The organism is Sorangiineae bacterium MSr11367 (genome assembly GCA_037157805.1).
Classification (GTDB): Bacteria; Myxococcota_A; Polyangia; order Polyangiales; family Polyangiaceae; genus Pendulispora; species Pendulispora rubella.
The window spans coordinates 93306-112685 of sequence record CP089983.1 but is presented as its reverse complement, the minus strand read 5'-3'; the positions used below and the strand labels follow the sequence as shown (position 1 = coordinate 112685).

Below are 19380 nucleotides of genomic sequence, written 5' to 3'. Positions count from 1 at the left end.
CCTATCTTCGATCGGGTGTCATCCCGTGTCTCCGTGGCGGCCGTCGATGAGGCGGCCGAGCCCGCTCGCAACGAGCCGAACCTGTTTGCGCTCCTTGCGGTCTCAGCCGGACTGATTGCGGCGAATCTCTATTACAATCAACCGCTTCTCGCGGGCATGGCCGACTCGTTTCAGGTCACGCCCCGTGCGGTCGGTGGCATTCCGACCCTCACGCAACTCGGTTACGGCCTGGGGATGCTCCTGCTCGTGCCGCTGGGGGATCGCTTCGAGCGCAGTCGGCTCATCGTCGGCATGACCGCCGTGGCGTCTTTCGCGCTGATTGGCGTGGCGCTGGCGCCAAATCTCTTTTGGCTCACCCTGGGATGCTTGGTGCTCGGGCTCGCGTCGATGGCGCCGCAGCTCATCGTCCCCTACGCAGCCGGCGCGGGTCCCGCCTCGCAGCGCGGACGGGCCGTGGGCACGGTGATGGGCGGGCTGATCGTCGGCATCCTCCTTTCGCGCGCCGTCAGTGGCTTCGTGGGCGGGCACTTTGGCTGGCGCGCCATGTACGGCCTCGCTGCGGCGATGATGGCCGTGCTCGCGGTAGTCCTGCGCACGCGGCTTCCGAAGCAAGCGCCGGAAAGGCCGGTGCCCCTGGCCACCGTCTACACCTCGCTCGCCACCATCGTGCGCACGCAGCCCGTGTTGCGCCTGCACGCGGTCATCGGGGCGCTCACCTTCGGGTCCTTCAGCATCTTCTGGACGACCCTCTCCTTCCACCTCGCGGCGCCGCCGCACCATTTGGGGAGCGACGTGGTGGGGCTCTTCAGCATCGTCGGCGTGGCCGGTGCGCTGGCGGCGCCCATGGCGGGGCGCTTCGCCGATCGCCACGATCCGCGCATCATGAATGCGGCGGCCATGGTCGTCGTCGTGCTTTCGTTCGTCGTCTTCGGCCTTCTCGGGCATTCGCTCGTGGGCATTGGCCTGGGCGTCATTTTGCTCGACGTCGGGGTGCAGGCGAATCAAATATCCAATCAGGCGCGCGTCTACGCCCTCGATCCGAATCTGCGAAATCGCCTCAATACCATCTACATGTCCACGTATTTCGCCGGTGGCGCGGCGGGCTCGTTGCTTGGCTCGTACGCCTGGACGCACGGAGGCTGGAGCAGTGTTTCTCTCGCCGGCGGAGCGCTGGGTCTCGCCGCGCTGGTCATCTTCGGCGCCGCCGCGTTGTTCGGAACGAGAAAGCGGCCCGCTACGAGTCCGTGAGGCGGCCGGCCAGGTTGGCCACCATCACCACCAGCTCGCCCGGCTCCACCGGCTTGGCCAGGTGCAATTGATAGCCAGCAAAGAAGGCTTTGCGCGCATCCTGCCCGCGGGCATACGCCGTCAACGCGATGGCCGGGGTGCGCCCGCCCTTGGCGTCGGGCATCGCGCGCAGTTGGCGCATGAACGCATATCCGTCGACCTCGGGTAGTCCGATATCGCTCACCACCACGTCGGGGCGGAACTCTTGCACGTGCTCCAGCGCCTCGCGGGCCGAGCCTGCCACGCGCACCATCGCCCCGGCCGCGTTCAGCACGTGAAAGAGCAGATCGCGCGCGTCCTGGTCGTCCTCGCACGCCACGACGCGGAGCCCCTCGAGCACCTTCTTCGTGCCTGCGCCCGCGGGGGTCGAGCGTGGCGGCACTCCGTCGAAAGCGGCCACCGATGCCGTCGCACCCGCGTCACGCACCGCGGGCACCGGCAGGTTCAACACGAAGCGCGTGCCCGTGCCCTCGCCCTCACTGTGCGCGCGAATCGTGCCGCCGTGCAGCTCCACGAGGTAGCGAACGATGGCGAGGCCCAAACCGAGGCCGCGCTCGGCCCGGGTCGTCGACGTGTCCGCCTGACGGAACCGCTCGAAAATATGCGGGAGAAACTCCGGCGCGATTCCACGCCCGGAGTCGATGACCTGCACCTCGAACGACGGCCCCACCTGCTCGAGGCGCACCTCGATGCGGCCACCCTTGGGCGTGAACTTCAAGGCGTTGGAAAGCAGATTCCAGAAGATCTGCTGGAGTCGATCGGCATCCCCGTAAAACGGACACGGGTCGACGGCAATGCGTGCCTCGACGCGGACGTCCTTGGCCTGCGCCGTCGGCGCCACCACCTCCAAGGCCGAGCGGATCACGTTCGCGAGATCGATCGGGTGGCGCTCGATCTTCAGCTTCCCGGTGATGATGCGCGACATGTCCAGGACGTCCTCGATGAGGCGACCTTGCGAGCGCGCATTGCGCTCGATGGTCTCGAGGGCCTTGTCCATGTCGAGGCTCGGATCCACCCGCAGCATGGACGCCCAGCCCAAGATGGCATTGAGCGGCGTGCGCAGCTCGTGCGAGACCGTGGCGAGGAACTCGTCCTTCATGCGGCTCTGCGACACCTCGCGTTCGAGCGCCTCGCGCAGCCGCTTTTCCAGCTCTTTCCGCCGCTCGATCTCGCTTTCGAGGGCACGCGCCCGTTGCTGCAGCGTGCCGATCTCGCGCAAACGTGCCTCGGCACCGTCGAGCCCCGAATAGCCCTCGGTCGGAAACACGTGCGAGTGGCGGCTGCACACGTTCTCGAAGGCTCTGGCATCCGCGACCTTCTGAAAGCTCGACATGGAGTAGCCACAGAGCAGCGAGAACGAATACACCCCGGCCAGGTCGTTCCACAGCTCTTCGAGCCGCACGGCCGCATCGGGATTTCCCGCTTGGCACAACAGGTCGACCATCTCGCCGAAGATGCGCAGCTTCGCGCCCTTGCGTTCGGTGAGCGTCGTTTCGAGGAGGCGGGTCGCCATCTTTTCGAAACGCGCCCGATCGAGCGTCGACCCGACCATGAACTGCGAGAGAACCTCGTGCGCATCGAGCAGCGTCATCTGCCCGCTGTCGCAAAGGTTCTTCACGTCGAATCCGCGGGCCGAGAGGCTCCGCTGGAAGGCGTCACGGTGGCGCGGAACCGCCACGACGATGAGCGAGTCCCCTTCGGAAAGACCACCACCCAAAAACTGGATCATGGTGTCGTTGAGGAATTCATCCTCGTCGTAAAACTGAACGACGTGTCCGAAGCCGGCCCCGTTCGTCAGAAATGTCGCTCGGCCATCGTCGAACGACAGCAACGACCGCGGCACACCATCATCGAGCTCGAGCTTTGGCCCCGACGCACGTACGGTCATCGCGAAGGAACTTTGGTCGGTGGACCTCGGGGGTCAAGCAGTAGACCGCCTCAGGTCTGCCTTGTCTTCGCCATCTTCACGATCCATAAGCAGATACCCGGCAGAGCTTACTAGGAGATTGCCTTCATGCTTCGATCCCGTTTCTCGTTCGTGCCCGCACTTCCTGGTCTTGCCGCCTGCATGGCACTCGCGGCCTGTGGTGCACCGGACGACGCGTCCCAATCCGCCTCGCCGCAAGGCATCGCGACAAGCCCTCTGGTGTTCGGCGATGCACGGGCCGCGATCCAGCGCGTGCGCGAAATCGAGGACCACCGTCTCCTCGACAACCCGGAGCTCCGCAGTTACCTGCAGAGTACAACGGCCTCGGTGGCGGAAGCGGCAGCCCTTGCCGCGGGGCGCATCGGCGACGCCGCTTACACGCCGGCCGTGCTGGCACGGCTCGACGCAGGCGATGCGCGCGTGCGGGCGGCCGCGGGGACGGCGCTGGGGCTGCTCGGTGGCGCGGGGGTGGAGGCGGCGCTGGTCGACCACCTGGCCAACGAGTACGACGGCAGGGCGAAGGCGCAGATGCTCTTGGCGCTGGGCCGAAAGGGCACATCGGCATCGCTGCCGACGCTGACCGCCGCGCTGACCCGCGCCGAGGAGGCCGACGTTCAGGCCGCCGCAGCCGAGGCGCTGGGCGTGCTCGTGCGCTCCGGCGTGGCCTTCGGTACGAACGACGCCGTCGTCGCGCGGTTGATCCATTTTGCGGGGACCCACCCGTTCGCGCGGGCCACCGCGTCGGCGTATGCGCTGTCCGGGCTCGCGGGGCAGAGGGTCCCGCTGCCGGAGTCGGACGTGCTGTCAGCGTTTTCCGGCTCCCCGTCGGCGAGCGCCCGCGCGTTCCTGGCGCGCGTGCTCTCGGTCGTTGGGTCGCAGGCTGCCCTCGATGCGCTGGCGCGAGGCATCGCGCACGACGAAGACGCGCACGTGCGGAGCGATGATTGCCGCTGGATCGCCCGCGCGGGGGCCACTCCCGCCGTGCTGGATGCGCTCGGCGCCGCGCTTCGCGATCCTTCGCCCGAGGTCATCGTGGCATCGGCGACGGCCATCGCGACCTTGGGGCCGGCGGCCGCGGCGCTCCTGCCGGCGTTGACCGCGCTGTACGATGCCTCGCACTCCGATTGGGTGCGCAGCACGGTGCTTACGACCTTGGTGGCGCTGGATCCGCCGGGCGCGCGCAGCCGCGTCGCATCGGGGCTCTCCGATGCGTGGCCCGTGCGCCTTGCCGCCATTCCGGCGCTGGCCACGTTGGGCACGGACGACGACGTCGCGCAGCTGGTTCGCATCGCGGGCGAGTCGGACAAGCGCTTCGCGTACGCGGCCATCGAGGCCATCGCGACCTTGGATCCATCGCGCTCGACGCCCGAAATGAAGGACCGGTTGCGCGGGGTGCTGAAGAACCCCGATTTCGAAACGATTTCCGCGGTGGCCGACGCCGTCGTGGCGCTGAATTGGACGGACTTCGCCAACGATTTCCGCGCGCTCTACGGTGCATTTCCCGGCGGCGCCAACCTCAATGGGCGCATGGCCGTGCTCTACGCACTGGGAAAGATTGGCGACACGTCCGACGTTCCTCTGTTCGAGCGCGGGCTGCTCGACGACGAGCAACTCGTCTCGCAAACGGCGGCCGACGCGTACAAGGCGATCACCGGCGTGGATGCGAGCGACCGCGTGCGCAAGGCCAGCATCGTGCGCACGCCGACGCCGTCGACGTGGGAAATGGAGCGGGCCGTCTCGTCGTTCGTGTACATGGAGACGACGCGCGGCCCCATCGTGATGCGCATGCTGCGCGAGGCACCGCTCAGCGCGACGAACTTCGTGCGGCTGGCGCGCTCGGGCTTCTACGATGGCCTGTCGTACCACCGCGTGGTGCCGAACTTCGTCGCCCAGGGAGGCGATCCCCGGGGCGACGGCTTCGGCGGCTCGGAGGACCTGGTGCGCGAGGAAATCTCGCGCGTTCCGCACCGCCGGGGCACCGTGGGCATGGCCACGCAAGGCAAGGACACGGCCTCCTCGCAGTTCTTCATCAACCACGGCTGGAACGTCGGCCTCGATGGGCGCTACACCGTCTTTGCCGAGGTGATCTTCGGCATGGACGCGGCCGATCGTCTCGAGGTGGGCGATACCATCGTGCGAACGTGGGTGCTCCCCGGGCTGCTCTAACGACTCGTGCGTCAGAACATCTCGCCCATCGTGAAGTAGCCGCCCACCGGCGTCGCGTCGGGCGACCACGCGACGTCGGCACGCAGCACGAAGGTCTTGCCCTGTCGAAGACGCAGACCACCGCCGGTTCCATATTTGATCCCTGGACCGGTGCCATCGAGATCGGGGTGCGATCGGCCCAATTCGGTCCAGACGCGCCCCGCATCGAAAAAGGCGGCCACCCCGAATGAAAATCGCTTTTTGAACAGCCGAAAGTCGAAAAGCGACGCGCGGACCTCGAGATTGCCGAAGGCTTTGACCTTTCCATAATAACGCTGGCCCGGCACACCGCGCACCCCGTTCGAGCCGCCAATGGCGAACGTGTCTTCGTACCGCGTCAGTTCGTAAAAGGGCACATCGCCGAATTGCACGTCGCCCACGAGCCTCCCGGCCACGACGATGCGCGAACCGATGGGCAAATAGCCGCGGGCCGTGACGTTGACCTGGGCATAGCGATAGGGCATCGAATCGATTCCACCGGGGCTGAGTCGCAGTTTGATTTGATGAAACATGCCCCGCGTGGTGTGGATCTCGTTGTCGCGCGTATCGAGGAATACGCCGTACTCGAACAGGTCCACCGCATGCGCGCGGGTGTCGCCGAGGATCTGACGCACATCGGCCGTGCCGCGTGCCATGTCCGCGGCAAGCTTGGAGTCGGAGGATACGTCCAATTGGTTGTACGTAAACGAGTTCCCAAGCAGAAGGAAGAATGCCCCGCCGAGTCGCAACTTCGCGCGCACGAGCAAGGTGGGGTGCATGCGACCATATTGGTAATACTCGGAGCCCGAATCCTCGGGGCCACCCGGCGTGGTGGCCGGCGAGGCGTTGCCGATTCCATAATAGCGCTGCACCATCTCACGGGTGAACGACGGACGAATCTCGAGGCGCAGCGTGTTGCCGACGAGATGAGGCAGGGTCAACATCAGGTAATAGTCTTGATACGGCAACTGCACCGTGGACTCGCGCGGGTCGACTTTGAAGGTCGCCAGCACATTGGCCTCGAGGCGCCATAGGTAGGGTGCACGCTGGGGAGCCAGCCGGGTCACGGCGGCGAGCGCACCGCCGACGATGCCAATGTCGCTGCTTCCGCCGACGATGGGCGCCGCATTGAAGTCCGTTTTGGGCTCCTTGACGGCCCCAGGCTCCTCTTCCTGCTGCGCGGACGCACGCCGCACGCTCAGCGCGGCGACGAGCAGGAGCAGCATGGCGATGGCGTAACGCAGACGCATCGAGGCGGGCACCATCGCAAGCGCCCGGCCAATTCGCACGCTGCGGGAAATGATGAGCCGAGCAAACGCCGCGTGTGGCAATCGTGTTGAACCCGGCATTTTGGCCCCACGCGTGCCGTGATCCGGATTCCAAGGGCCTTTTCCCCGCGCGTGTGCGCTGGGCCAGGAAATGCATACCGCGGGGTGTGAAACGACGTGATGCAGCGAACGACAAGAAGGCGCGCCCGGCCCTTTGGCGGCGTCTTCTCCGAACCGCGATCATCCTCGCCGCGTCGGCGTGGGGTTTCTATGTCATCGCCATGAACGCATTCCTGTCGACGTCGCTGTTCGACAAGGTCGTCAATCAGGATCCGGAGAGCATCGACATTCACTATCGCCGCGGGTGGTCGTTCTGGCCCGGGCACATTCACGCGCGCGATCTTTCGATTCGCGGCAAGGACAGCAATGTCGAATGGATATTGCGCCTCGATCGCGTCGCGTTCGGGATCTCGTTCTGGGGCCTGACGAAGCAGCACTTCGACGTCTCGTACGCGCACGGTCGAGGCATTTCATTTCGCCTGCGGCAGCGCCTCGACGCGGCGCCGAGGTCGCCCGAGGAGGTCGCCGACTTGCCGCCCATTCCGGGCTTTCTCTCCTATTCGGTGCGGCCACCCAAGGTGGAGACGCCCGATGTCTGGCACGACGAGCACTACCACCTGTGGCAGCCGCACTTGGAGGACGTGGTGGCCGAAGACGTGCGCGAGATCTGGATCGACAGCCATCGATTCGAAGGGCTCTCGCGCATCACGGGACGCTTTCATTTGATTCCGGTTCGCTCGGTCGACATCGGACCGGTGCACGTCGCCGTTCACGAGGGCAAGGCGATGCGCGGTCGGACCATTTCCATCTTGGAGGGGCTCGACGGAAGCACCGCCACGGTCAGGGTCGCACGCTTCGACCCGCGCACGGCGAGCGGGGACGATGTCGTCCATGCCATCGACACCGATGTCGACGCCCACGGGCAATGTCCGGATCTTTCGCGACTACCTTTGGGCTCGCTCGACGGGGTGACGCTGCATGGCGCGGGCGAGCTCAATGCATTCACATTGCATGTGCAACGCGGTATCGTGAAGGAGGGAAGCCGCATCGACGCACACACGCAGCCCGCGGTGGTGACGAAGGAGAATCATCATTTCAGCGGAGACCTCACGCTGACCGGTGAAGTCCGCGACCGATTGCACGTGCGCATCGAGGCGCCCCGGCTCGACGTGACGCGAGGGAAACACGTTTCGTCGCGGGCCAAACCAGGGTTCGCCCACGCGAAAAAGCTGGTGGTGACGGCCGACTCGGGCGAGCTCGATTTGACGCACCCATTGACCGATACCCACGTGGTGGTGGTCGCACCGGACATCGCGCTGCCGGACGTGCGCGCACTGTCGGCCTATCTTCCGGAGCCATCGCAATTCGTAATTCGTGGAGGCCGCGTCCAAGCGAATGTGCACGCCGAAGGCTGGCTGGCCGATACGAAGGCCAAATGGCACGCGAAGGTGCGTACGGCGGATATCGATCTCTACGCGCCCAACTTGCGTCTTCGCGGTTCGCCGGTCCTGACGACGGACGCGGGAATCGAACGCGGCGTGGCCCATGGCTCGGTCGAATTGGATGCGCCGCGCTTGGCAGCGTCCTACCGCGACCTCGAGATGAACGGCCGCGTGCACGCCCGGGTGAAGGTGCCCGCATTCTCGCTGGGCGGGCGCCGGCTGGCGAAGGCCCGCGCCGAGGTCGACGTGACCGGCGCGTCGGTGTCGCAGGCACGACTCGATGACAAGGCGTTTCACGTTCGCGGCAATGTCGCTGCGACGGCCGACCTCTCGAATTGGAGCTTTGTGCAAAACACGATGACGGTGGATGGCGTCCACGCCGCAGTGTCCGACGTCGAAGGCGGCCTTCGCCGCAATCATTCGGACTTTCGCGCCAATCGGGTCACCGTTCATGCGCGACTCGCCAATCTTGATTGGAACGCGCCATCCCTTGGCGCGGCGGAAACGCGCCTACAGGTGGACGGCGCCGAAATCCCCGACCTGCGCACGTTCAACGCCGTCCTTCCGACCGGAAATATGCTCGCCATCGAATCGGGGCGCGCGCGGCTCGACGCCGACATCACGATGCTGCCGCCTGCCACGCACGCAGAGAGCCGTGGGGCGGAGGGACAAATCCACGTGAAACTGTCGCGCGCGGGCATTCGCTTTCATGAAACCCGACTGACCGGTGACTACGACATCGTGACGCAGCTCCAACGCTATGTCCCAGAGCGCCTCGTCGACATGACGGGGACACGCATCCATATGCGCAACATCGAAGTCACGCACGCCACGACAGAGACGTCACACTGGTCGGGCGACGCCCTCTTTCAGGAGGCACTCGTTCGTCTGGGGCCGAAACCGGGCTTCGAGGGCCAATTCTCCTTGAATGCGCGAGATGCGAGCCCCCTGCTGGCCATCCTTCTGCGCGACTCCTTACCGAAGTTGTTCGCCGGCCTCACCCATATGCCGCACCTTCAGGGATCGTCCCAGTTTTCCGTCACCCCCGACCACCTCGCCTTCCGCAACGTCGACGCACGTGGTGGTGACCTAGCGATCCATGGATTTTACGTGACCAGGGAAAAGGAACGCCACGGCGCATTCGTCGTCGAAAAAGGCGTCATTTCTGCGGGTGTCGGCCTCGGCAACGATGGTGCATACGTCCATCTCTTCGAGCTCGATGACTGGCTTCAGAAGGAACGACAATCCGTCATCCGTCTCCTCGAAGACGCCGACTAGCATGCGCGCGCATTTGCGCGCGCGGGTGTAATCTTATGAAAAGAATACAAGATCACTCCCTCGCATTTTTTTGTGCATGCTCCGGCGTCTTTCATCGCACTGTGCCCTCGGGCAGATATTCCCGACATTGGAACCCACCTCAGCCTAACTAGGGAGCCGCTATGAAAACGCGCTTGCTTCTCATCGCCCTCATCACGGCCATCGCCGGAATGGGCACATCCCTCGCCGCCTGCAGCAGCGACGACGACAACAACAACACCGGGGGCGACGCCGGCAAGGACTCCAGCCCGCAACAGGATTCGGGCCCGGGCGACGACGTGACGTTTAGCGACGTTTATGATCAGGTTATTTCGCAGCGATGCATCGGCTGCCACTCCACCACGTTTCCCGATGGCGGCGCGCGGAACCCGAGCGGCGGTCTGGTCCTGAAGGGGAAAGACATCGCGTATCAGAACTTGATCAACAAAGAGGCGCCTGGCGGGCCGTGCAAGCCGGACCCCGTGACGGACGCTGGCACCACCTGGAAGCTCGTCGAACCAAACAACGTAGCCAAGAGCCTTCTGCACAGCAAAGTGTCGTCCGACGCTCCGAAGTGCGGCGCCCGAATGCCGCTCACGCCTCAGGGTGGCACGCCTAACCCGCTGAATGCTACACAGATCAAACTGATTGAGGACTGGATCGCGACCGGCGCGAAGGAATAACTGACCGCGTTCCACACGAATCGTGCGAGCGGCATCAACACCGCTCGCACTATCCGCTAACGCGTGCAGGCCGTTCTGAGAACAAGATAGACATTGTTGGCGTTCGGGACGGCCAAATCCATTTTGCCGTCTCCGTTGAAGTCTGCCGCGAGCGGGCGACCAGGGCTGGGAATGTCCATGCCCAGATACTTCGTAGCGGCCTGGAATGTGCCGTCGCCCTTTCCGGACAGCAAACTGATGTCGGATTGTTCGCTGTTCGACGTCAGCAGATCAAGCTTACCGTCGCCATCGAGATCCGCTGTCACGACGAAGGGGATCCCCCCAACGGGATACGGAACGGCAGTTCCGAAAGTGCCGTTTCCATTTCCCAGCAGGACGCTTACCTTCGAGCCACCTTGGTCGGCAACGGCTAGATCCAACCGGTGATCGCCATTGAAGTCCGCTACGACTCCGTTGTTGTTGAAGCCGTCCGCTGCATAAGTGGAAGCCGCCTGAAACTTCCCGTCGCCGCTTCCCAATAGAATACGTACGCCATTCTCCGCGATGACGGCGAGATCCAGCTTCTTGTCGGTATTGAAGTCGCCCGACATCACGGCAACGGGGGTCGTGCCTCCCGGGGCGTCGATACCCGACTGCAACGTTCCGTTACCGTTTCCAAGGAACACGTTTACTGTGGCGTTGTTGGTAATCGCAACAAGGTCCAGGTTGCCGTCGTTGTTATAGTCTGCCGTGTCGAGAAGCCTCACATTGGGGCCGACCGCGTAGTCGACGAGTCGGTCAAACTTCCCGTCACCTTTCCCCAACAGAACACTCAACACCGTATTGCCGCCAGCGGCGTCGAACGTACTAACCGCAACATCCGGTTTGCCATCTTTATTGAAATCGCCCAACGCGATTCCAAACAGATTCACTCCGGCGACATATCCAACGACATTTCTAAATCGACCATCGCTGTTCCCGAGCGCAACGCCAATACTTTTGCCGGACACAAAAGCGATGTCCGACATACCATCTAGATTAAAATCGGCAGCAATGGTACCGGCCGGACTTAGTTCGAGCGCGGTCGGCGGAACTGGGACAAATGACGCTGACTTGCAAGCTGTAAATTCAACGGTTGCTGAATTGTAATACCCACCCACTTCTGCGGTTACCGTTTTGCTCTCGGCCGCAGTCGACGTCATCGTCGCGGTGAGAACGCCATCGTCGTTGGTCGTGCTCTTCACGAACGAGAATCGATCTCCCTTCCCACTCGACTTGAGCAGGACTTGTTGACCACTCCACGGTTGCCCCGTCTCGGGATTCCTCAGCTTAACGGTGACCGTCGCCACGGACGTTGCGTCCGCGGGTACAGTTGGCGGATCGACGCTGATCGTCATGTACGGAGAAGGCCCCGGCAGAAGTCCTCCGTCGCCTCCCGCGTCGCGCTGCGAGTCGTTGTTGCTCGAAGAGTCACTCCCGCACGCGGGCACGAGCACCGCCGCACCTGCGACGGCGGCCACCAGGCTACCTAGCTGCCACCACCCCGCCCTCGAAGAAGTCGTCTTTGCCATCGTTGTCGAACTCCGGGCGTCGCCGCACCAGGCTCCTCGTGAAGGGCCAGGGTGTGCAGCGCACGACCTGGCCGGTTGGTTCATGTGTCGCCAGTCGGGATACTCGTACTTCGACCGGTAGTCTTCACAAGTTGCGCGAAAACGTCACACGATTCGCGGCCGACGGACGCTCATGAGCGAGCTGAAGCGAAGAGGTGCCCCCGATGCGTCCGGCCCATCGATGCAGCGCCTAACGCGCACGAGAGCGTTCGTCGACTCCCCCCTCATGCTCACGTATCCTCCTCGCTGAGGATGAGCAACGATGGCCGTGCATACGGTTCGACAAGGTGAATGCATCGCAAGCATCGCGTGGAAGTACGGGTTCGCGGATTGGCAACGCATCTGGGACGCGCAGAGCGAGGACTTTCGGCGCAAGCGCCTGAATCCCAATACGCTGCTCGAGGGCGACGAAGTCACCATCCCAGAGCGCACGCCGAAACGCGTCAGCGTAAGCACGGGCGCTTCGCACACCTTCACGATCAAACGGCCACGCGTGAAGCTTCGGATCCGGCTGCTGGATCCCGAGGGCAAGGTCCTGACGAACACGAAGTACGAGCTGGTCGTGGCAGGCGTAACGTCATCCAAGAAAACCGACGGCAACGGCATGCTCGACGAAGACATCCCCGTGGATGCGACGACTGCGGAGCTGAAGGTCTTCCTCAGCGACACGGAAGTGATTCGCTTGCCTCTCCGGGTCGGTCATCTCGATCCGCTCGAAGAGACTTCCGGCGTGCAGGGCCGCCTTTCCAATTTGGGATATCTCGCAGGCCTTCCGGCAGGCAAAGAGGACAACGACCAATTGGCAATGGCCTTGCGTGATTTTCAACGCGATCAAGGGCTGGACGAATCGGGTGTCGTGGACGATACGACGCGGAACAAATTGAAGAGTGCGTACGAGGGGTAAGGTTCGATGGAAATCGTAGTCATGCGGACGATGCCCGGCTCAACGAGCTTCAACACGGTGAGGCTCCCCACGACGATTCCAGTGCGCTTTCAAATCGCACCGGGGACAGGCCCAAACTTGGGCATTGCGAATGCCGACTACACCGTAGGACTCGAAGGCGACCCGCCGCTCGCGCAAGGGAAGACCGATGCCACGGGCCAGGTCCCCGTGCTCCTGGCGGCGTTCTGGGTGGGCACGCCGGTGATCGAGATATTGGGAACGCGCTACGAAGTGCATTTGCATCCCGAGCTTGCGGCCATCAAGACGCTCGCCGGCGTGCAGAAGAGGCTCGATGCGCTTGGGTACATGACCGGTTATCAACTCGTACCCATCGGCGACGCGGAGCCCGCCGATGGCATGGACGGCGCACGGACGCAGCAAGCGATTCTGAATTTTCAGACGGATCACGATCTTCCGATGACCGGGGTTCTATCGAACGAGACGCTGAGCGCCATCGACGAAGCCTTCAAGGGAAAGGGGAAGAAGTCCCATGGCTGACTTTCGGCTCGCGCCACTCGGTCCGCAAGGACTCGCGAATCCCCTCCCTCACCGTGTCGTACCGGTGCGTTTCGCGCGCGCCGTGAGCGGCTTCGCGGACGCTAGCGCACCGGACATCGACGACCATGGATTCACGGTAACCAAGAATGGGCCCGCGCACGGGCCCACAGTCGGAGTCATCGCCGGCCGCACGATCCGCGTACGCGTGGTGCGCGACCGGTTGTCGAAGGGAGCCCAGATTTTCCCGGTGGCGGTCAATCCTGCGGTGGCCAAGATCGAGTTCCCCGAGGAGGGCACGCCCCTTTCGCCCGATGACAATGGCACGCAGCATGGCGATTGTGTGTACATTCACGGTGTCTCGCACGGTGGCGACGCGGCGGAAACGGTCGTCCGGTTGCACTTCGGTACGAAAGATGGCCCCGTCATCGCGGAGTTGGCGGTGCGGGTGTACAAGCTCATGTCGATCGACGTGCAAGTGCACGTCGTCGATATGTTTGACGATAACCCCAGGAACGACTGGCCGGCTGGACCTTCGCTTTCATTCCAGCGGGTCCAACGAGGCTTCGCGCTGGTAAATCAGATCTATGCGCAAGCCGGCATCCAGTTCAAGCTCGCGAAAGAACTGAAGCACGAGGCGGTTCACCATTGCGCGCGAAGGGGCAGGCTCACGACCGAGGGGCTTTCCCCAGGCGACGACGTGGAGACGCAAACCGTGATGAGCCAACACCCGGTTTCCGATGCGCTGAATGTGTATCTGGTAAATATCATCGCATCGGTGGGCGCCGGTGGGGGATTGAATGTCGGTGGTTTCGGACAAAGCCGCGAGAAAGCGAGACGCATCGCGCCCGATCCCGGCCGTACTCCGCTTCCATTCCCGGGCGGCCAAGTGGGACTCGTCGCATCCCTGCAGGAAGACGATAAGGATTGGGTAACCCTTACCTCGTTCGCGCATGTGGCCGCTCACGAGATTGCTCATGTGTTGACCCTCGAGCATTACAATGGTCTCGATGTTCCATTCGCGCAGGAGGATATCTGGGCGGACCGCAGCCTGATGCACACCAATGCCTCATGGGAGTCGCTGGAAGTCCCTCCCTTTATGCGACAAAAGCGTTCCAGCGCGAGTCGACAAGTTGGCTACGGGCAATTTAACTCGAAGATGATCTCGCCCGGCCAACTCCTCATGAGCAAAATTCGCCACGTCATGAAGCAGACCCCTGAGATAAGCATGTTACGGGCTGCGGCCGACGCAGGGACCTTCGCCCCCCTGCTCCCATGATGTGGCAACGCTTCGACACGTTGACCGTCATTCTCATTTGCCTGAGCAGCTTTTCTTGCTCCCGCGATGAAAAGACCACGGCGCCTGGCGTACCCTCGGCCGTACACTCATCGGTCCCCGTAACGGCGCCTTCATCCGCAGCACCGGTACCAAGCCCCCCAACATTTACGGCGGACGATTTTGTTCGGGCGGCCCGAGCGAACGATCAGTCCTTCCGGAAGAACGCGAAGCACGCGCCAGCCGACCTTCCGCAAGCGCTCGACGCGGCACGTAAGACTATGCCCGTTGACGCCCGAAAGAGTGCAGCCGGCTTCTTGTGCGAAGTCGATACGATCGAGAGCAACGAGGTGCTCCTGAAGATGGCGGCTGACATCGAGTGGAACGTTGAGATGGTCGCCGTCAACTGCCTTCGCGAGCACCGGAATGTTCCATCAGCGGATGCGATCATCGCCGCATTTCCACGCATTCAAGGAATGCGCAGTTTGCTCTACGAAATCCTAATGAAGCGCCCCGACCCGACCCGACTCGACGCCGTACGCCAACTCGTAGCAAAGGATGGCAAGGACGGTCACTGGGTACGCGAAGATGGTGAGCTTGCCGCCATCGCGTTCGGCGGGGAAGAAGAACGCAACAGATTCGCTGCTCGCATCGTAGCCGCGCCGCAGCCATTCGAAGATTACGTAAGTAGAACGCGAGTCCACGATGACGATGTGATGCGTGTTTCCAAACACCTCATTTTGTTGAACGACAAGCGCATGGCAAAGGCGTTGTTACCGTGGCTCAGCAACGCGACGCATTTCAGCATCTGCCAAAGTCACTTTTGCCCATGGGTCGATACCGAAGTCCGCGATGTCGCGGTATGGACCGCCTACCAGCTCGGCGTGCCCCTTGATTATCCGCTCACCGCGCTCGCGCATTACCACCCCGCGGTGCACCGCGACATGTACCTTGCGCTCAGTGCGCTCCCCGATTGACTATTTCGACCACGATTTCGCATCCAACTCCGGAAACTCGATCTCACACGACCCGGGCGGCACGTCGGTGAGCCGCACTTTCCCGTTCTCGTTGACCATCCCCTCCCGCACGGCCCCATTCGAGAGAGTGACCCGATAGCGCACACCCGACACGGGCTGACCCTCCGCATCGACGGCCACGATCTCGACCCAGTCCGCCTCGTCGCCCCCCTTCCCTGGGCGCCGATCCTCGGGCTTCTCCTCCTTCTCGGGAAACGGCCACGCCACCTCGTGGCGCTCGAACCTGAGAACCCCCGCTTCCAGCGCACCGTAGAGCACGCGGCTCAGCTCGGGGGCGAAGTGGCGGAGGCGGCGACGGCGGTCCTGCGTCGGTCGCGGCAGCTCCTCGCATAGGCGCGAGCCCGTGAGCGCATCGTAGATCGCGAGCAGGTCGGCCGCCGTTTCGTCATCGCGGGCGCCCCAATCCGAGAAGGCCTGCGGAATGAGGTGAAACAGCGGCTCGCCAGGCAAATCCCAGCGCGAGATGCGCGTCGCTGTCTCGCGGTCATCGGGCCGGGCGATCCAGAATCGCCATTCCCGGCCGAATGTGTCCGCGATCAACCACTGGTCGATGCCCCACCGCACACGCACGACGGTACCGGGGTCGCCCGCACTCTAGCAAGAGCCGCCCTGGCTTTTTTAGGCCCGCTGATGCCGCCTCATGGCCAAATCTGAGGACGTCGCGAATGTCTGCAGCGCTTTCATGAACATGCACGCTGCGCGAACGGCAACATGAATACGGACCGAACTGCGAGAGGCTGCGCGGTTTACACCTCCCCCGTCGTCCGGAACAAGTTCAGCTGCAAGATGGTTTTGGCTAGATACCGACGCGTACGCTCTTCGGAATACTGGCCTTTTTCGTGCGCGTTGGAGGTCCCCCGTTTCAGTGGACAGTCCCGTTAACTCGAAGTAACGCGAGGAGTGTCCCATGGCGAAACGGAAACGACGGGTGTTTACGCCCGAGTTCAAGGCAGATGCAGTTCGGCTTTGCAAGAGCGGAGATCGAACCATCGCGCAGGTCGCGAACGACCTCGATCTAACGGAAACGGCGCTGCGAGCTTGGGTCAAGCGCGCCGACGCGCAAGCGCCGAAGAGTGCCACATCGAACGAGCTGACGACGCCGGAGCGTGAGGAACTCGCGGAGCTTCGCCGAAAGGTGAAACGCCTCGAGATGGAGCGCGAGATCTTAAAAAAAGCAGCAACATTCTTCGCGAAGGAGAACACGTGAAGTTCGCGTTCATCGACGTGGAGAAGACGTTCTGGCCCATTCAGGTTCTCTGCTTCGTACTCGGCGTCTCGCGAAGCGGCTACTACGCCTGGAAAGCACGGCCGAAGTCGAAAGCCAGGACGAGTGACGAGAAGCTCGCGACGCAGATTGAAGCGTCGCACAAGCGCAGTCGTGGCACCTACGGAAGCCCGCGTGTGCATCGGGAACTGCGGGCTCGGGGCATCCGCGTGGCTCGGAAACGCGTCGAACGCTTGATGCGCCAGCACGGGATTGCCGCGAAACGAAAACGACGCTTTCGTCGCACCACGGACTCGAAGCATGCGCACCCCGTTGCCGCGAATCTGCTCGAGCGACGGTTCGACGTCGATCTTCCGAATACGGCATGGGTGACCGACGTGACGTACGTCTGGACCCTTGAAGGCTGGCTTTACCTCGCCGCGATCCTTGATCTCTATTCGCGACGAGTCGTCGGCTGGGCGACCAGCGAAACCAACGACCGGGAGCTCGCGTTGCAGGCCCTTCGCAGCGCCGTGAACAGCCGAAAACCGCCAACGGGGCTGCTTCATCACTCGGACCGCGGCAGCCCGTACGCGAGCGCCGACTACCGTGCCGGACTCGAACGACATGGCTTCGTGGCGAGTATGAGCCGCAAGGGCGACTGCTGGGACAACGCCGTCGCCGAGAGCTTCTTCGCCACAATCAAGGGCGAGTTGATCGATCATGAAAACTACGTGACGAGGGCTTGCGCGATCGCGTCGATCGCCGACTACATCGACAATTTCTACAACCCCGTTAGACGGCATTCGTCGATTGGTTACGTTAGCCCAATTGAGTTTGAATTAATTTTGTTGCAATCAAACAAGCTGTCCGCATAGTGACGGTGTCCACTGCAGCGGGGGAGGATCACGTCGAAGGTCGACCACTCAAACGCGTACAAGATACACCGAATAGCCCACAACCCCGCCATGTAGTCCTCGTGCAATAGATCCGGATGAGCATCCTTCAAGGCAGAGGGGACGCTCTTCTCGTCCATGAGACCTTCGACCATTTCCCTGAGCGTAACTTGCGGACCTGGTAGCGAAAGGCTGCACAGAGTCTCTGGCGCCGACGAATTCTCGTAATCGTATTCCTCGTGGCCGATGCGCTCGGCGAGGGGGCACGTTTCGACACTGGGCGACGCGACCAAGAGAAAACACGCGCGCACGATATCGTCGAGGTCCGCTCCTTCGACAGAAATCTCCTCTCGTTTGGCGAGACGAGTGAGGGCATCGAGAAGTAGAGATTTCGTCCCAGTCATATAAGCACTCCTCGAGAAACGTTTCTTGCCAAGGTCGGAAGACTAACTTCAGAAAATCCTTGCCATCGACGACCTCGAGTATCGATCCGCGTTGCTAGATGATTTCTGATTTGCAGATCGGCAAGCTGGTTCGTGCTGACTCAGACGTTACACCTCCCCCGTGGCTCGGAATTCCCGCAGCTGCTCGATGGTCTTGGCAATGAACCGACGAGTGCGCTCCTCAGTGTATTGCGGCTCATGCTCCGCGTCGAAGGTCGACCACTGAAGCGCGTACAAGATGCACCGAATGGCCCACAAGCCCGCCATGTAGTCCTCGTGAGAGAGATCAGGCCAGGCATTCTTCAAGGCAGGGGGGACGCTCTTCTCCGCCATCAGGCCCTCGATCATTTCCTTCAGCAACATCTGCGGGCCCGGGAGTGAGAGGCCACGATGGGTCGCTGTAACACCCGTGATATCATCCTCGTATTCCTCGTAGCCGATGCGCTCGGCGAGAGGGCACGTCAAAACGCTGGGCGACGCGACAAAGAGAAAGCAGGCCCGCACGATATCTTCGAGTGCCGCGCCTTCGATCGAAATGTCCTCTCGTTTGGCGAGCCGAATGAGAACATCGAGAAGTAGAAATTTCGTTCCAGTCATCTAGGCACTCCGCGAAAATCAGTTCCCACAAAATCGGTTCGTTGACTTCGACTGTCTTCCTGATCACTCCTAGAGTGAGAGCAAGAAGGCTCTGTTACCAATGTCACGATACCGAAACGCAAGTGCCGCGCTTTCGAGAAATATCACGACGACCTCGAGTATCCATTAGCGCGGTTTGATGGTTTTCTAATTCGCAGGGTCGGCTCGCTGGCCCCCTTCAGCCAAAGGGTTTACAGCTCACCTGTCGTCCGGAACTCTCGTAGCTGCTCGATCGTCTTGGCAATGAAACGACGCGTGCGCTCTTCCGAATATTGCTGTTCGCTCGGCGTGTCGAAACTCGACCACACAAGAGCATGCAAGATACACATAATAGCCCATAGCCCCGCCACGTAGTCCTCATACGAAAGATCCGGGCAGGCATCCTTCAACGCAGGGGGGATGCTCTTCTCCTGCATGAGACCTCTGATCATATCCGTCAGCAGCAGCTCCGAGCCTGGCAACGAAAGGCCGCGCAGGGTCTCGCTAACGCCGGACTCTTCGTTCGTGTATCCTTCGTATTCTTCATAGCCAATGCGCTCAGCACGGGGACACGTTTCGACGCTGGGCGACGCGACGAAGAGAAAACACGCGCGCACGATATCTTCAAGGTCCGCACCTTCGATCGGAACTTCCTCTCGTTTGGCGAGCCGAATGAGAACATCGAGAAGTAGAAATTTCGATCCGGTCATTTAGGCACCTCGCCAACAGCCGCAC

The 19380-nt window shown here is 62.5% G+C and carries 15 protein-coding genes; 9 read left to right on the top strand and 6 right to left on the bottom strand.

Annotation, left to right across the window (positions count from 1 at the left end):
• The first annotated feature begins 15 nt into the window (after positions 1-15).
• The gene (locus LVJ94_00445; protein ID WXB05733.1) at positions 16-1248 is read left to right on the top strand and encodes an MFS transporter; all 1233 of its coding nucleotides are present in this window, start codon (positions 16-18) and stop codon (positions 1246-1248) included.
• Here the strand turns inward: LVJ94_00445 and LVJ94_00440 are convergent.
• Complete coding sequence (locus LVJ94_00440; protein ID WXB05732.1) at positions 1235-3175, bottom strand: ATP-binding protein; 1941 nt, start codon at positions 3173-3175, stop codon at positions 1235-1237. The genes LVJ94_00445 and LVJ94_00440 overlap by 14 nt on opposite strands.
• Positions 3176-3301: 126 nt before the next feature.
• Between LVJ94_00440 and LVJ94_00435 the strand changes: the two genes are divergently transcribed.
• Positions 3302-5380 carry a peptidylprolyl isomerase gene (locus LVJ94_00435; GenBank protein ID WXB05731.1) on the top strand — a complete coding sequence of 693 codons (2079 nt, stop codon included), beginning with the start codon at positions 3302-3304 and terminating at the stop codon, positions 5378-5380.
• Between the two features lie 11 nt (positions 5381-5391).
• On the opposite strand, the gene LVJ94_00430 is transcribed toward LVJ94_00435, so the two are convergent.
• Positions 5392-6648: an outer membrane protein assembly factor gene (locus LVJ94_00430; GenBank protein WXB05730.1), complete on the bottom strand. Its 1257-nt coding sequence runs from the start codon at positions 6646-6648 to the stop codon at positions 5392-5394.
• 185 nt (positions 6649-6833) lie between these two features.
• Here LVJ94_00430 and LVJ94_00425 point away from each other — a divergent pair, with 185 nt between their 5' ends.
• On the top strand, positions 6834-9446 hold the full coding sequence (locus LVJ94_00425) for a hypothetical protein (protein WXB05729.1): 2613 nt from the start codon (positions 6834-6836) through the stop codon (positions 9444-9446).
• 161 nt (positions 9447-9607) lie between these two features.
• Positions 9608-10147, top strand: a complete 540-nt coding sequence (locus tag LVJ94_00420; GenBank protein WXB05728.1) for a hypothetical protein — start codon at positions 9608-9610, stop codon at positions 10145-10147.
• A 56-nt stretch (positions 10148-10203) separates the two neighbouring features.
• On the opposite strand, the gene LVJ94_00415 is transcribed toward LVJ94_00420, so the two are convergent.
• Positions 10204-11523 carry an FG-GAP-like repeat-containing protein gene (locus LVJ94_00415; GenBank protein ID WXB05727.1) on the bottom strand — a complete coding sequence of 440 codons (1320 nt, stop codon included), beginning with the start codon at positions 11521-11523 and terminating at the stop codon, positions 10204-10206.
• 475 nt (positions 11524-11998) lie between these two features.
• Between LVJ94_00415 and LVJ94_00410 the strand changes: the two genes are divergently transcribed.
• The 4 genes from LVJ94_00410 to LVJ94_00395 all read left to right on the top strand — a co-directional run bounded on the left by LVJ94_00410 (position 11999) and on the right by LVJ94_00395 (position 15427).
• Positions 11999-12640, top strand: a complete 642-nt coding sequence (locus LVJ94_00410; protein WXB05726.1) for a peptidoglycan-binding protein — start codon at positions 11999-12001, stop codon at positions 12638-12640.
• Between the two features lie 6 nt (positions 12641-12646).
• A complete protein-coding gene (locus tag LVJ94_00405; GenBank protein WXB05725.1) occupies positions 12647-13177 on the top strand; it encodes a peptidoglycan-binding protein in 531 nt (176 codons plus the stop codon).
• Positions 13178-13241: 64 nt separating this feature from the next.
• Entirely contained in the window at positions 13242-14453 is a 1212-nt protein-coding gene (locus LVJ94_00400) for a hypothetical protein (GenBank protein WXB05724.1), read from the top strand.
• Complete coding sequence (locus LVJ94_00395) at positions 14450-15427, top strand: hypothetical protein (protein WXB05723.1); 978 nt, start codon at positions 14450-14452, stop codon at positions 15425-15427. The genes LVJ94_00400 and LVJ94_00395 overlap by 4 nt, the downstream gene beginning before the upstream one ends.
• Here the strand turns inward: LVJ94_00395 and LVJ94_00390 are convergent, their stop codons facing one another.
• The gene (locus tag LVJ94_00390) at positions 15428-16057 is read right to left on the bottom strand and encodes a carboxypeptidase-like regulatory domain-containing protein (protein ID WXB05722.1); all 630 of its coding nucleotides are present in this window, start codon (positions 16055-16057) and stop codon (positions 15428-15430) included.
• Positions 16058-16394: 337 nt separating this feature from the next.
• Here LVJ94_00390 and LVJ94_00385 point away from each other — a divergent pair.
• A protein-coding gene (locus LVJ94_00385; protein ID WXB05721.1) for an IS3 family transposase occupies positions 16395-17569 on the top strand; the annotation gives its coding sequence in 2 pieces (ribosomal slippage) (positions 16395-16650 and positions 16650-17569; 1176 coding nt in all).
• 569 nt (positions 17570-18138) lie between these two features.
• Here LVJ94_00385 and LVJ94_00380 read toward each other — a convergent pair.
• Positions 18139-18627 carry a hypothetical protein gene (locus LVJ94_00380; GenBank protein WXB05720.1) on the bottom strand — a complete coding sequence of 163 codons (489 nt, stop codon included), beginning with the start codon at positions 18625-18627 and terminating at the stop codon, positions 18139-18141.
• Positions 18628-18857: 230 nt separating this feature from the next.
• The gene (locus LVJ94_00375) at positions 18858-19355 is read right to left on the bottom strand and encodes a hypothetical protein (protein ID WXB05719.1); all 498 of its coding nucleotides are present in this window, start codon (positions 19353-19355) and stop codon (positions 18858-18860) included.
• Between the last annotated feature and the right edge of the window lie 25 nt (positions 19356-19380).

Bases quoted from the DNA above. Each gene is read 5' to 3' on its own strand.
- LVJ94_00375 (WXB05719.1), bottom strand. From the start codon at position 19,355: ATGACCGGATCGAAATTTCTACTTCTCGATGTTCTCATTCGGCTCGCC.
- LVJ94_00415 (WXB05727.1), bottom strand. From the start codon at position 11,523: ATGACGATCAGCGTCGATCCGCCAACTGTACCCGCGGACGCAACGTCC.
- LVJ94_00440 (WXB05732.1), bottom strand. From the start codon at position 3,175: ATGACCGTACGTGCGTCGGGGCCAAAGCTCGAGCTCGATGATGGTGTG.
- LVJ94_00435 (WXB05731.1), top strand. From the start codon at position 3,302: ATGCTTCGATCCCGTTTCTCGTTCGTGCCCGCACTTCCTGGTCTTGCC.
- LVJ94_00430 (WXB05730.1), bottom strand. From the start codon at position 6,648: ATGCGTCTGCGTTACGCCATCGCCATGCTGCTCCTGCTCGTCGCCGCG.
- LVJ94_00380 (WXB05720.1), bottom strand. From the start codon at position 18,627: ATGACTGGAACGAAATTTCTACTTCTCGATGTTCTCATTCGGCTCGCC.
- LVJ94_00420 (WXB05728.1), top strand. From the start codon at position 9,608: ATGAAAACGCGCTTGCTTCTCATCGCCCTCATCACGGCCATCGCCGGA.
- LVJ94_00405 (WXB05725.1), top strand. From the start codon at position 12,647: ATGGAAATCGTAGTCATGCGGACGATGCCCGGCTCAACGAGCTTCAAC.
- LVJ94_00410 (WXB05726.1), top strand. From the start codon at position 11,999: ATGGCCGTGCATACGGTTCGACAAGGTGAATGCATCGCAAGCATCGCG.
- LVJ94_00395 (WXB05723.1), top strand. From the start codon at position 14,450: ATGATGTGGCAACGCTTCGACACGTTGACCGTCATTCTCATTTGCCTG.